The sequence below is a fragment of the Geobacter sp. 60473 genome (assembly GCF_036323535.1).
Lineage (GTDB): Bacteria > Desulfobacterota > Desulfuromonadia > Geobacterales > Geobacteraceae > Geobacter > Geobacter sulfurreducens.
Genome location: NZ_AP028967.1, coordinates 2,738,311 through 2,752,208 on the forward strand (window position 1 = coordinate 2,738,311; position 13,898 = coordinate 2,752,208).

Annotated in this window: 10 protein-coding genes; 6 read left to right on the top strand and 4 right to left on the bottom strand. The window is 64.0% G+C overall.

What is annotated here, in order from left to right; all coding sequences use genetic code 11:
• Positions 1-10: 10 nt before the first annotated feature.
• The 5 genes from AABA48_RS12440 (at position 11) to AABA48_RS12460 (ending at position 5,298) form a co-directional block, all read left to right on the top strand.
• The gene (locus AABA48_RS12440; protein ID WP_286350718.1) at positions 11-1,810 is read left to right on the top strand and encodes a CgeB family protein; all 1,800 of its coding nucleotides are present in this window, start codon (positions 11-13) and stop codon (positions 1,808-1,810) included.
• Positions 1,807-3,360, top strand: coding sequence for a glycosyltransferase family 9 protein (locus tag AABA48_RS12445; protein ID WP_286350719.1), 1,554 nt, complete (start codon positions 1,807-1,809; stop codon positions 3,358-3,360). The genes AABA48_RS12440 and AABA48_RS12445 overlap by 4 nt, the downstream gene beginning before the upstream one ends.
• A 64-nt stretch (positions 3,361-3,424) precedes the next feature.
• Positions 3,425-3,703, top strand: a complete 279-nt coding sequence (locus AABA48_RS12450) for a flagellar FlbD family protein (RefSeq protein ID WP_045667644.1) — start codon at positions 3,425-3,427, stop codon at positions 3,701-3,703.
• Between the two features lie 20 nt (positions 3,704-3,723).
• On the top strand, positions 3,724-4,488 hold the full coding sequence (locus tag AABA48_RS12455) for a flagellar motor protein (RefSeq protein ID WP_286350720.1): 765 nt from the start codon (positions 3,724-3,726) through the stop codon (positions 4,486-4,488).
• A gap of 9 nt (positions 4,489-4,497) precedes the next feature.
• Positions 4,498-5,298: an OmpA/MotB family protein gene (locus tag AABA48_RS12460; RefSeq protein ID WP_286350721.1), complete on the top strand. Its 801-nt coding sequence runs from the start codon at positions 4,498-4,500 to the stop codon at positions 5,296-5,298.
• A 73-nt stretch (positions 5,299-5,371) separates the two neighbouring features.
• On the opposite strand, the gene AABA48_RS12465 is transcribed toward AABA48_RS12460, so the two are convergent.
• A complete protein-coding gene (locus tag AABA48_RS12465; RefSeq protein ID WP_286350722.1) occupies positions 5,372-8,767 on the bottom strand; it encodes an acyl-[ACP]--phospholipid O-acyltransferase in 3,396 nt (1,131 codons plus the stop codon).
• Positions 8,768-8,783: 16 nt separating this feature from the next.
• On the bottom strand, positions 8,784-9,761 hold the full coding sequence (locus AABA48_RS12470; protein ID WP_286350723.1) for an amidohydrolase family protein: 978 nt from the start codon (positions 9,759-9,761) through the stop codon (positions 8,784-8,786).
• A 176-nt stretch (positions 9,762-9,937) separates the two neighbouring features.
• Here AABA48_RS12470 and AABA48_RS12475 point away from each other — a divergent pair, with 176 nt between their 5' ends.
• Complete coding sequence (locus AABA48_RS12475) at positions 9,938-11,437, top strand: sigma 54-interacting transcriptional regulator (protein WP_286350724.1); 1,500 nt, start codon at positions 9,938-9,940, stop codon at positions 11,435-11,437.
• On the opposite strand, the gene AABA48_RS12480 is transcribed toward AABA48_RS12475, so the two are convergent.
• Together AABA48_RS12480 and AABA48_RS12485 are read right to left on the bottom strand one after the other, a co-directional pair.
• Positions 11,434-13,092 carry a glycosyltransferase family protein gene (locus AABA48_RS12480; RefSeq protein WP_286350725.1) on the bottom strand — a complete coding sequence of 553 codons (1,659 nt, stop codon included), beginning with the start codon at positions 13,090-13,092 and terminating at the stop codon, positions 11,434-11,436. The two genes, AABA48_RS12475 and AABA48_RS12480, sit on opposite strands and share 4 nt — an antisense overlap.
• Positions 13,089-13,892 carry a PilZ-like domain-containing protein gene (locus AABA48_RS12485; RefSeq protein WP_286350726.1) on the bottom strand — a complete coding sequence of 268 codons (804 nt, stop codon included), beginning with the start codon at positions 13,890-13,892 and terminating at the stop codon, positions 13,089-13,091. Before AABA48_RS12485 ends, AABA48_RS12480 begins: the two co-directional genes overlap by 4 nt.
• Positions 13,893-13,898 lie beyond the last annotated feature (6 nt).

A 13,898-nucleotide genomic window follows, 5' to 3' on the forward strand; every position in this document is an offset into this window, starting at 1 on the left:
ACCTTTGGCCATGTCCCATTTCGAGAAGAACATAGCGGCCCTGCACCGCCGCAATCCGCCCCTGGCCGAATGCCTTGAGGCCGTGACGCCGGGCGGAGATCTCCATCTCGGCGAGGCCCGCAACGGCGAGCCCACGGCCCGCAGCGGCGACGTCTGGCTCCATTCCCCCTACAACCCCACACGGGAGGCCCAGGAATGGGCACGGGCACAGGCGGAGCGGTTCTCGCCGGAGGCCCCGCTCACCGTGGTCGGCTTCGGGCTCGGCCATCATCTGCGGGAACTGGCGGCTCTCGGCTTTGGCGGCACGGTCATCGAAAAAAGTCTGGCGCTGTTGAAAGCCGCCCTGGAGGCGTCGGACCTGGTACCCGTTCTGGAGCGTTTCGAACTGGTGGCCGGGATCTCCGCCGACCTGATCCGCCGCCGCCACAACCGCCTCCTGCGGGGGAACACGACGGCCCATCCGGCCACGGTCCGGATCAGCCCGGACATGGCCACCCTTGCCCAGTACGCCGACGGATACGACCCGGCTGCCCGGGGGGGACTCAAAATCCTGCTGGTGAACCCCATCTACGGCGGTTCGCTGCCGGCGGCCCATCACGCGGCACGAGCCCTGCGGGCCCTGGGGCACCAGGTGATCCCCTTCGAGAGCGAACGGCTGGCCGCGGCCATGGATTTCGGCAAGGAATTCATCTTCAACCAGAGCCGCCGGGCATTCCACGCCGGGCTCACCTCGCTCCTCTCCCAGGCGGTTGAGCTGCGGGCCCGGGAGACCCGGCCCGACATGATCCTGGCCCTGGCCCAGGCGCCGCTCCTCCCCGAGACCATGAAACGGATCGAGGCCCGGGGAATCCCCACCGCCTTCTGGTTCGTGGAGGATTACCGGGTACTCCCCTACTGGCGCGACTCGGCACCGGCTGCGTCCTATTTCTTCGGCATCCAGACGGACAACTTCGCCGCCGAACTGGCCCGGGCCGGGGTTATCCGTTATGCCTACCTCCCCACCTGCGCCGAACCGTCGGTCCACCAGCCAATGGAGCTGACCCCGGCCGAACGGGAAGAGTTCGGCAGCCCCCTCTCCTTCGTGGGGGCCGGCTACTACAACCGGCAGATCTTCTTCAAGGGACTCACCGACTTCCCCTTCCGGATCTGGGGGAGCGACTGGCCCTTCCCCTCGCCCCTGGTCCCCTTCATCCAGCGGGGTGGCGCGCGGATCGACACGGAGACCACGGTCAAGATTTTCAATGCGTCAGAAGTGAACCTGAACCTCCATTCCTCAACCACCTGCGACGGGGTGGTGCCCGATGGAGACTTCGTGAACCCCCGGACCTTCGAGCTGGCCGCCTGCGGTGCCTTCCAACTGGTGGACCGCCGCGCGCTCCTGCCGGAACTGTTCGATGAGGGAGAGCTGGAAACCTTCGGCAGCCTTGATGAAGCACGGGAAAAGATCAGCCGGTTCCTGGCCGATCCCGAAGAACGGCGGCAGGTTGCGGGCCGCGGCCGATCGAGGGTTCTGGCCGAGCATACCTACGAACACCGCATGGCTGAACTGGTGGCCCTCATGACCGGCACCTTCCCCCACTTGGCCGAGCGGGTCCGACAGCGGGCAGACCAGCGGGACGAGATCATGGCCGACCTGGACCGGCATCCAGGGCTCGCCGACCTGCTCGCCACGCTGCCCGACCAGCGTTGGTTCACCCTGAACGATGCGCTCGGCACCATCGTGACCGGCCAGGGGAAACTTTCCCGGGCCGAAAAGCTGTTCCTCATGCTCCAGAATGTCGAGGTCCTCTGGGAGAAAATTCCGGAATGAAAGAGATCGCGCTTCTCGCCATAGCCCGATACGGTGACCTGATCCAGACGACGCCGCTGGTGCGGGCGTTGCGCCGCGCCCACCCCGGCGCCCGGATCACCGCCATCGTGGAGGACCGCTTTTGCGGCATCCTGCCGCTGCTCCCCGGCATCGACCGAACCATCGTCCTCAACAAGCAGGACATCGCCTGGGACATCGCCACCGGCGATTCTCCCCTGGTGCCCTACCTCAAGATGGATGAGTTCGTCCGGAAGCTGGAGGAGGGGAGCTACGACCTGCTGGTCAACATCACCTGTTCGCGCCTCTCCGCCTTTTTCGCCTCCTGCGTCACGAGCCGCCGCCGCACCGGCATCTCGGCCGACGAGGCCGGGGAGCGGAACATCGTGACCCTCTGGGGGCAGTACATCTTCAGCTGGTTCAACGACAACATCCGCAAGTATAACGCCATCAACCTGGTGGATATCTTCACCCGGCTGGGCGAGGTCCCTCCAGACGGGCGCCGGGTAGAACTGGTCGCCACGGAGAAGGGGGAGCGGTTCGCCGACGACTTCCTGGACCGCCATGGGCTCAGGGGGCAGCGCCTCGTGGGACTGCAGCTGGGGGCCAGCGAGGCGACCCGGATCTGGCCTGCCGAGCACTTCGCCCGCATCTCGGATCGGCTCCAGCGGGAGCTGGGGGTACGGACCATCCTCTTCGGGGCGCCCGTGGAAAAGCACCTGGCCGAACAGGCCCTGGCCGCCATGGAGCTGCCGGCCGTGGACGCGGTGGGCGAGACCGGGATCGAAGAGCTCTACTCTCTGGTGGGACGCTGCGCGGCCCTGGTCTCCAACGACACCGGCACCATGCACTTCGCCGCAGCGGCCGGCGTGCCTGCGGTCATGCTCTGCATCGGCCCGGCCTTTTTCCGCTGCACCGGCCCCTACGGCGAAGGGCACCTGGCGCTCCAGCCCGACCTGCCCTGCTCGCCCTGCCCCTACAGCCTGGTCTGCGCCGATCCGGTCTGCCGCGACACCATATCTCCCGAGGCGGTCTTCTCGGCCTGCCGCATGATCCTGACCGGCTCCGACGGGCTGGAAAATGCCGATTTTACCGGCGTGAGGGTCTACCGGAGTTCTTTTGCCCCCGACGGATACCTGACATGGGATGGCCTGTTCAATGTGGACGCCCGGGACGAAGAGCAGGTCAAGCGCCGCGAAGCCGCCTGGAAGGGATGCTTCGATGGAAGCTCGAAAGGGTGCGGAGCGCCCGGCGACGAGACCGTGCGGGCCTTCTGGGAGCTCACGGGACGGGGACTTGAAACAACAGAGGCCATCATCCGGGCGGCTCGGAAAAAGCCCCTGCCCGTGGACGAGATCCGGCGCCTCGGCGAGAAGGAGTCGGCCATTGAGGCGGAGGTGAGGCTCATGGGCTATCGTCACGAACCTCTGGCCCCGGTCACCGAATTCCTGACGCTCATGCGCGAAAACATCGCCGGTGAGGAGTTGGAGCGGATCGCGCGTGAGACGCGCTCCCTTTACGAGACCGGGCGCTGCCTGGCGGCACTGCTGTAGCTAAAGTTTTCCGGTCTGCGACCGAAACGCTATCATAGCGGACCATTTTCGGGAGAGGTACCCCATGATCAGACTGACACGTCTCGACGGCGATGTTTTTTTCGTTAACCCGGATCTCATCGAGGCCATCGAGGAAACCCCGGACACCCATGTCGTGCTTTCCAACGGCCGCCGCTACCTGGTCATCGAAAAGACCGACGCCATCGTCGCCCGCATCATCAGCTTCAAGTCATCGGTCATGAAGCGGGCGCTCGGCGGCCACGGCCGCAAGTATCTCCGGCGCAAGATGGAGGGAAGCTACCTCCCCCGCAGCCCCTTGAAACCGGGCCATAACACCGACTAACAGGAAAGGTCAGGCGACGTATGGACATAGCGACAATCATAGGCCTCCTCATGGGATTCGGGGCGGTGTTCGGCGGAGCGCTGCTGGAAGGTTTGCACCTGACCGCCCTCATCCAGCCCACGGCGGCCATCATCGTGCTCGGCGGCACCTTCGGGGCGGCGTTCGTCAGCTTCCCCATGAAGACGATCATTGGCGCGGCCAAGGATATCAAAAAGGTATTGATGCCGGCCCAGAACGACCCTGAAAAGGTCATCAAAGACCTGATCGGCTACGCGGCCAAGGCCCGGCGCAACGGCCTCATCTCCCTGGAACAGGAAGCCCAGAACGTGAAGGATCCTTTCACCAAGAAAGGGATATCCCTTGTCGTGGACGGCATCGACCCTCAGAAGCTGCGGGAAACCCTGGAGATCGAGGTCACTTACTACGAAGAACACGCCAAGCAGAGCGCCGAGTTCTTCGAGGCGGCCGGCGGCTACGCCCCCACCATCGGCATCATCGGTGCCGTGCTCGGTCTCATCCACGTCATGGGCAACCTGTCCGACTCCTCCAAACTGGGGGCAGGTATCGCCGTGGCCTTCGTTGCGACCATTTACGGACTCATGACCGCCAACATCATCTGCCTCCCCTTCGGCACCAAGATCAAGCACGGCATCAAGGAAGAACTCATCTGCAAGAACATGATCATCGAGGGGCTCATCGCCATCCAGAACGGCGAGAACCCCCACTTCATCGAGCAGAAACTCAAGGCGTTCCTCCAGCACGGCGCCGGCGACAAGAAGGGATAGCATTCCGTCATGGCCAAGCCGAAGAAGCATGAGAAAGAACCCAACCACGAGCGATGGCTCGTCTCCTACGCGGACTTCATCACTCTGCTGTTTGCCGTGTTCGTGACCCTCTACGCCATGGGGCAGTCGGACAAGGAAAAGATCGAGCAGGTCATGCAGTCCATGCGGGAATCGTTCGGGTTCACCGCCGCCGGCTCGGCGCCACGGCCCGCCGTCCTGGATTCGTCCGACCTGCGGATCATGCCGTCCATCGCGCCGGACCTCACCAACAAGGGACGGAGCCAGGGGAAAAACACCGACAGCAAGGGAAGAGTCCGGGCATCCGAGAAGGATTTCCAGGCCATCAAATCGTCCATCGAGGCCTATCTCATCAAGCATGGGGCCCAAGACAAGGTTAATGTGGGCATAAACCGGCGGGGTCTGGTGGTGAGCCTCAAGGAAGCGGGGTTCTTCGACTCGGGGAGCGCCATCGTCAAGGAAAGCGCCTATCCGCTCCTGTCCAAGGTTGCCGAGTCTCTGGCCGCCTACTCCAACCCGGTCCGGGTAGAGGGGCATACCGACACCATGCCGATCAGCTCGGCCCAGTTCCCCTCCAACTGGGAACTCTCTACGGCCCGAGCCACCAACATTGTCCACTTCCTGACCCGCTCCTACGACTTTGATCCCGGTGCCATTTCAGCTGCCGGCTTCGGCGAATACCGCCCCATCGCCGACAACGACACCGCTGAAGGCCGCTCCAAGAACCGGCGGGTGGATATCGTTCTGCTCTCCGGCGAAGGGGAGCGGGGAGAACCGGAGAGGGCGCAGTAGCGCCCCGCGTCTCGTTCCGTCTGTACCTTCTACAACACGACAACCGACGGCGTGCGGGTTCTTTTCGCACGGGTCACCCCCCCACTGCCGCCAGCGCGACAGCCCTTACTCCCCGCAGATCGAGCTTGCCGGTGCCGAGAACAGGCAGCATATCCACTGCAACATAACAGTCCCGTGCCGGTTTCCAGAGATTGGGCAGCTCGCTCTCCATCATGAACCGGTGGAGCGTTTCGGCGTCCCCTGCCTCTGGGGTGTAGACCACCACAATCTTTTCACCCTTCCGTTCATCCGGAACCCCGGTCACCGCCACCAGCCCCGCCTGGCCCAGGCGGGAATGGAGGGCATCCTCGACCGCGCCATGGGGGACCATCTCTCCGGCTACCTTACTGAAGCGTGAAAGGCGGTCAGTGATGTGGAGGAAGCCATGGTCGTCCAGGTAGCCCAGGTCACCGGTGACGTACCAGCCGTCGCGGATGACCTCGGCGGTCTTCTCCGGCTTGCCGAGGTAGCCGAGCATGACGTTGGGCCCCTTGACGAGGATCAGCCCCGTCACCCCTTCGGCAACCGGCTCAAGGGTTTCAGGCTTCACGATCTTCACCACCACGCCGGGAACGGGCAGCCCCACGCTCCCCTCCCGGAAACCGGCCTGGCGGACACCGTCGATCTCCACATCGGGCAGTGACAGGGAGATGACCGGCGACAGCTCGGTGGCACCGTATCCTTCCATGGGCCGGATGCCGAACTTCTCCTGGAAGCTGTCGGCCAGTTTCGGCTTCAATTTCTCGGCTCCGGTGATGACGAGCCGCAATGACGCGAAGTCCTCCGGCTTTGCCCGACGGAGATAGGCCATCAGAAAGGTGGGGGTAGCGATGAGGAGCGTCGACCGTCGCTCCCGAACCGTCGCGGCAATGGTCTCGCCGTCCAGGGGATTGGCATGGTAGACCACGGAAAAACCGGAAAGAAGGGGCAGCCAGAGCGTACCGGTGAATCCCAGGGAATGGAAGAACGGCAGGGCAGAGCAGATATTGTCCCGCCGGGTAGCGCGGAAGACCATGCGGAGCGCCTCCAGGTTGGAGATGATGTTGTGGTGCGAGAGCATCACCCCTTTGGGCTCACCGGTGCTGCCCGAAGAGAAGATGACCGTGGCCGGCTGGTCGGCGCTGAATCCGGCCTTTCCTGCCAGCAGGCGCAGAGGCAGAAAGCGGGCCTTCAGGAAAGCCTGGCACTTGTCGCCGCCGGTCAGGCCTGCCAGGAGATCCTCCACGTACAGAACGCCGGGGAATTCCGGCAACGAACCGAGCTTATCCTGAAAGCGCCGGGAGGTTATGGTTACCTTGATGCCGCACTGGTCAAGCGATGAGCGTATGCCGTCGGCTGAAGCGGTGTAGTTGAGGTTCACCGGCACGGTGCCGTTGAGAGTGAGGGCGAGATTGACCAGGGCGCCCGCCACGGTGGGGGGCAGACAGACCCCTGCCATCTCCTGCCCGGCAGTGAAAGGCTTCAGTCTGGCCGCCAGGGCCACGGCGCCGGTCAGGGCTCTGCCGTAGGTGAGCTCCCGGCCGCCGGTGTCGGCCACGGCGAGACGGTGCCAGTTCTCCCGGGCTGTTTCGGCGAAAAGCTCTCCCAGCGGACGACGCCGGGACTTGCGGGTCTGGAACCAGGCACAGGAAAGCTCCATCACGGCCCGGCGCACGTCATGGGCACTGCTCCCCGCCCGGAGCGACGCACCGAAGAGGACCGTCACCCGGTAGGGGAGAAGCGACGGGAAACGGGAGAGAAGCTTGCCATGGGCATACGAGAGGATACTCCCCCATGCTCCGCCGATGTAAACCGGGATGATGGGATGGCTCGTCCCCCTCACGATCCGCTCGAAGCCCCCCTTGAACTGGTTGAGCATACCGTTGCGAGTAATGGCCCCCTCGGCGAAAATGCAGACCAGGTATCCCTCGTCCAGTGCTCCGCGGGCGCCCGCGATAAACTCCAGAAGCCCTTTCCTGCCGTCCTTCGACGAAACCGGAATCACCCCCATCAGAGAGCAGAGCTGCTTCAAAACAGGGGTACGGTAGATTTCCCTCTCCATGACAAAGCGGATCCGTCGCTGCTGCGTGGCGATGAGCAGCAGCGCGTCGAGCCAGGAAACGTGGTTGGCCACCAGGAGCGCTCCTCCTTCCACCGGCACGTGGCGGTCATCGATGACGGCAAGGCGGTAGCAAAGCCGCATGGCAACCAGGGCCACGAAGCGGAGCAGGAAGTCGGGGAGCACCCGGAGTGTCGCCAGGGTAAGCACCAGGGTGATGGCACCCAGGACGCCGAAACACCCTGCAGGTGAGATCCCCAGCGGACCGGCGAGGGTCCAGAGCAGTGCCGACGCAAGGAGCACACCGACCCAGCTGAGGAAGGTTGAAGCGGCAAGAATCTCCCCGCGCCGGTCGGCGGGAGCGCGGAGCTGGATGAAGGACTGGAGCGGTACGATGAAAAGACCGGCACTCATCCCGAACAGGGTCACCGCGACCAGGACGGAAGGGAGCTGTGCCGGCAGCGTTGCCAGCAGGAACGAGCAGAGGGTGAGCCCCGCGGCGCCGATGGGAACCACGCCGAATTCCACCGTACGTCCCGAGAGACGCCCCGCAAGCAGGGAACCGACGCCGATCCCCACGGCAGCCGCCACGAAGAGATAGCCGCTCTGTTCCTCGGGCAACCCCAGGAGCTTCATGCCATAGGGCAAAAGATTCAGCTGGCAGAAGGCCCCCACAAACAGGAAATAGGCTGCGCCAACCACCGCCAGAAGCAGGTACCCGTCATGCTTCAGGCTCCGCAGGGTACGCCAGTAGACGGCCGGGGAAAACACCACCGGGCGCTCCGGCGCGGCGGCACTGGTTTCCGGCAGGGTGCGGGCCGCCAGAAGTCCGCACAAAGCCACCGCCACGCCGGCCAGCAGCGCAACGCCCTGGCGGCCGCCGGCCAGTTGGACCAGAAACGGCGCCAGGGCCGTCCCCCCCACGATGGCAAGGAACGACCACATCTCCAGGATGCTGTTGGCCCGGGAGAGCTCCTCCCGCGCCACCAACTCCGGCACCACCCCGTATTTTGCAGGCGCAAAGAGGGCGCTGTGGGTGCCAAGCAGAAAGATCACCGCTCCGAGCAGCAACGGGCTGGCGATCAGGAGACCTGCCACGGCCAGCAGTGCAATCCCGACCTCCAGGGCCTTCACCCGGACGATGATCCGTCCCTTGGGGAACCGGTCGGCAAGAGAACCGGCCAGGGCCGAAAAAAAGAGGAACGGGGCCACAAAGGCGGCGCTGCCGATGGCGGCCACGGTTGCCGCCCGTTCCCGGCCGAAATGACTGATGAGAAAGAAGACGATGATCAGCTTGATAACGTTGTCGTTCAGCGCCCCAAGGGCCTGAGCAAGATTGAGGCGTTTGAACGATGAAGGGAGTGTGTCAGTTCCGGTGTCTGTGGAGTTCATGGTAACCTCGGTGTCGTCAGGCGAGTCGCAAGAGACCGGCCGCGTTGTGTAGAATCTGCTCGGGCATCCCCAATGCCAGCTTCAGTGCCACATCTCGATCCCAGGGGTTGCGGATGGCGGCCAGGCGCCTGGCTGCGAACGGACCGAGAGAGAAGAGGTGAAACCAGGGCGAGGTGAGCGCCGTGGCGGGCAAGGGCATATCGGTGCCGTACAGGAGCCGCTCGTGGAGTTCCCGGTGCTTCAGGACCCATTGAAGGTGCCCCAGGCGGTTAACCTGAGTAAGGGATGAGATATCGGCATGGAGGTTGGGATAGGCTGCAAACAGGGCCAGAAGCCGGTGCCGGTTCCGTTGGCCCTCGCTCCTGCCGCTGGTGGCACAGTGGGCGGCAATGACCGTAACCCCTTCATCGAGGGGCAGGCGGAGGCGGTTCGGATCTGACAGACTGTTGTCAGCCCGGGTGAATGATTGCTCCTCGCCGGTGTGGGTGAGCAGCGGCAACCCGAGTTCCGCAAGGCGCCGGTAAAAGGGAACCAGCCGCCGGTCCGCCGGATCGGTTCCCTGGATCGAGGGCAGCCACTTGACCAGAACCGCGCCGTCGGCGGCCGCGGCATCGAGCCGGTCCAGGGCGTCGGGCCGCAGGGGGTTGACGCTGGCGCCGAACAGGAGGTTGGGATACCTGCGACACTGGCCGGCGAGAAAGTCATTGGGAATGAACAATTCGGTCCGGGTCCGGTCCAGGTTTCCCCGGGAGTCGATGGCACCGTCCAGTGCCAGCACCACGGCGGCCTGGACCCGGGTCGAGACTGCCAACCGTTCCGCAAGGCGGCGCAGGACCAGGCCGTCCCCTTCCCGTTCGAGCTCCGCATCGGTGACTCCGAAGGATGCCAGATAGAACCGGTACCTCCAGCTTTCCCTCAGACGGGTCGAAATGAAGCAGCCGCTGCCGCCGGCTCCGACCCCTGCGGTGTGACAATGAATGTCTATGACGCTCATGGATCCCCCGGAGAATGGATGTTGGATTCCCTCCTCCTTTGCCGGGAATGTGCCAAGCCCCCCATGCACTAGATTCTATCATCCTGTCAAGAGGTTAGCTCCTGCAGCTCCGAAGCCGGGGCACTTTTCCGCGAGCCATATTGACATTTAATGCATACATACTATACATAAAATGCATGACGCGTTTAACAGCCATCCTGAATTCCGAGCGTGAGTTTTTCAGCCGGGTCGCCCGGGCCGCCTTTCTCAACCCCTTCAGCGGAAGCCGGGATGAGCTTGACCAGTCCCTGGCCGGAAACGATGTCGACCGCAAAGGCGCGCTGGATGCCGCCATAGCCCGCGTGGCGGACCGCTCCGCCGCCCTGCGGGAAGCCCTGAGCGGCAGTCTGACCCGCGTCCCAGTCTCAGAGAGGGAAACGATACGAACGGTGCTCCTCTTTGATCTGTACCACCGTTTTCTCGACGATTTCGACCGGCTGATCCGCGACCAGGCCGCGGCCGGCGACACGCCCTGCCCCGTCCCCTTTGCCGGCAAATTCCAGGCGGCATTCAACGAGGCAGGGTTCCCGGGTGGCGAAAGCCGCCGTTATCTTGCCCTCTTCTACCAGATTCGCCGGGCCTTTTACTTCATCCGCGAGGGACTTGCCGGCTCCAGCCCTTCCCTGCGCCGGGTGCGCGAACATCTCTGGCAGACCCTTTTTACCCACAACATCCGCTGGTTCGAACAGCACCTCTGGGACCGCATGGAGGACTTTTCCGTTCTGATCCTCGGGGAGACCGGCACCGGCAAGGGCACAGCTGCTGCGGCCATCGGCCGTTCGGGGTTCATCCCCTTTGACCCGGGAACCGGCCGCTTCAGCGAGAGTTTCACCCGCAACTTTCTGGCGGTGAACCTGTCCCAGTACCCGGAGGGAATTCTGGAGTCAGAGCTCTTCGGCCACCGAAAGGGAGCCTTTACCGGTGCCATTGACCACCACGAGGGTGTCTTCAGTCGCTGCACCCCCCACGGCGCCATATTCCTGGACGAGATCGGCGAGGTTTCGCTGCCGGCGCAGGTAAAACTCCTCCAAGTGGTGCAAGACCGGACATTCTCCCCCGTGGGGAGTCACCAGCGGCTCCGCTTCAGCGGACGGCTCATCGCGGCCACCAACCGAGACCTGACCCGTCTGCGACAGGAGGGAGCGTTCAGGGATGACTTCTACTACCGTCTTTGCTCGGATGTCATCACCATCCCGCCTTTGCGGCAGCGGGTACGGGAGCGACCCGAGGAACTGACCGAGCTCATCGCGGGTATCCTCCGCCGGCTGGCGGGTGCCGCTCCGGACAAGGAGGTACAGGTGCTGCGCCGAGCCATCGAGCGTGATGTGGGGAAAGAGTATCACTGGCCGGGGAATGTGCGGGAACTGGAGCAGGCGGTACGGCGGGTGCTGGTGACGGGACACTACCGGGGCGAGGCGAAACAGGAACCGGCCGGAGACTTGGCACGGTATCTCAACGAGGCGGCAGGGATGGAGTGTAACGCTCAGGAACTGCTGGCAGGATATTGTCGCCTTCTCTATGAACGCCACGGAACTTTCGAAGAGGTGGCGAGGCGAGCCAATCTCGACCGGAGAACCGTGAAAAAATACCTGCAGCGGGAACAGTGCGCCCGCGGCGACAGTCGTGGCCGGCCCTAGACCGGCCGCCCGAAAATCTCTGTGATCACCTTCTGCATCCGGTGCCCGTAGGTGTGCTCGCCAAGCACTCTGCGCCGGGCACGTTCCGCGATCTCCCGCCGCAGCCCCTCCTGTTCCAGGTAAAACCTAGCCGTTTCTGCCACATCGCTGATCCCGTCGTAAAGTGCCACCTCATTCTCGGCAAAGAGCTCACCCAGGGCACCCTGCCGGTCGGTCAGGAGAAAACCGCCGCACAGGGGCACATCGAAGACCCGCTGGTTAACGGTGTGAGGCATCTGGAGGCTGGTGGCATTGACATTAACGGCACTGGAGGCATAGACCGCCGGGGTTTCTCTGAAGTAATTCACGTCGGGACGCGCATCTATGGAGTTGCCGAACACCTCCCGCCACCCGTCGGGATCACCGAAAAAAGTGAGCCCCAGGGGAAGCAACTGCCCCAGGAGCCTTGTCCGGTAGGCGGAGGTGGCACTGTGGAGCAGGTAGGCCCGGAAGAAAAGACGGGCATCATCATCCGGCAGAAAAGGGGCACCATCGGCCACGAGCTGGTCAACAAGCCGCAGTTGGTCGCCCCGGGCGGCAATGATTCGTTCAACCGCATCGCCGGCGAACGCCATGACCTGGGGCGTAACCGGAAACTTGACGGCCAGGCGGGCCAGAAAACCACTCACCAGCGAGTTCCCCACAAAGGACAACCCTGTGCTGAACCGCTCCTCCACGCGAGCTGCCCCGGCCAAACCGACATCGGCTGCCAGGGGCAGGTACGACACCCGGTACCCCTGCGCGGCCACTGCCGGCAGGTAACTCTTTTCCCACAGGAAGACATGGCATCCGTCGGCAGGGGGCAATGCCTCGCCGTAGAGGATGAATTCAGGCGAGTCAACGAACCAGAGGGCGAGCGGGATACCGAGCCGCCGCAACATTTCCGCCGCAACGCCGCGCCGGTCGAGACCGCGCATATTGACGCTCAACACCAGGTCTGGCCGTTCGCCACGGAGTGCCTCACCGAAAAGCGATGCTTCGTCCCCTTCGCGCCCCCGGCAGTCCAGAACAACGACCCGGTGACCCAGGGATTCGAGCCCGTGGATACACTCACGCTGGACATAGTAGGCTTCAAAGGGAACGAGGATCGTGAAGGGGCGCCCAGCCGCGCGCGGGCGATCCGTGGCGGAATTCGTCCGTCCCACGGTGGCAAGCAGGATGCGGTAGTGGTCGTACCAGGCAGGGTGTGCCCGCACGGAGGGAGGATGGGGGACGACATAGAGTGCTGCGGCATCGAGTTGCTCAGGATCAGGCGGGAACCCGCCGGCAGAGGGAAGCGTAACCACCTCGATCCGCCCGCTCCACCCGTGGGCGAGCCGGGCCGCGGCAAGTTCGGCCAGCTCCGGGTACCGCTCCACAAGGATGACGCGGCTGACATGCGGATTGTTCGCCAGGGACCGGGGCAGGTGGTAGCCGAGGCCGGTACCGAGGAAAACGAGGACCGCAGCATCCACTGGCCCCGCAACAAAGGAGTCTGCCTCGCGGATCGGATCGTAGAGGGAGTGAAGACAGGTCTCGGTGCCGTCCTCGCCCATGACCAGGGCCGTGGGGTGCCCCCTGCGGCCGTGCACGATCCGCACCCCGGAGGACGGAGCCTCCGGCCGGTCTGCGTTCACCGTCGTCCCCCGATCTGAATACGATCGCTTTTCGACATCAACTCACGTCGCTGCTCGGAAAAAAGGTAGGAGATGACCGCCTCGCGGTCCTTGTCGCTGATGGTGATAAACCTCATGGAGAGGGAATAGTGGGTTCCCGCCTGGAGGGTAAGAGTGATTTCGGCGCAGCGCAGGGCCTCGGCCAGAACGCAGATCACCCGGGGCTGGGGATGCGGGAGAAAGAGACTGACCAGCATGAGGGTCCCCGATGCCACATCCTCGGAAACCCTGAACCTCATGCCGCCGCCACTCAGATTGGCCCGGGCGGATGGGATGTCGCGACCGTTCCAGTCCACGACCCGCCAGCTTGCCCCCTCCTGGACCATTGCCGGAGAGCGCCATGAGTCCATTCTCTCGTGAAGCCAACGCTCCTGTGCTTCTTCGGGGGACACACCCGCCAGCAGTTCGTAGCTGAACGGAATCAAGACGTCGAGGCGAAAATATTCGCGGCGCTGCAGCTCACGGACCCTTCCCACGAGGCGGACGGCGAACTGCCGGTCGTCACGCACCGTCTCGACCCGGCCATCGCACCGGCAGAGGGCTCCTCCGGTCCAGACGGAGACGGAAACCTCGGCACCCTCGCTGAGCGTATCGGGGGGCGGCTGTTCGGCACCGAATAACTCAAGCCAGGCAAGGCTTTCCTTCAGCGAGGTAATGGCGGCAGTTCCGTCAAAGGACCCGGCATCGCCCAGCCGTACCGTGAGATTGACCTTCTGGAGCTGCTCGAAGTACCGTCCGTACTCGGAACCATCAGCGGACATGGCGGT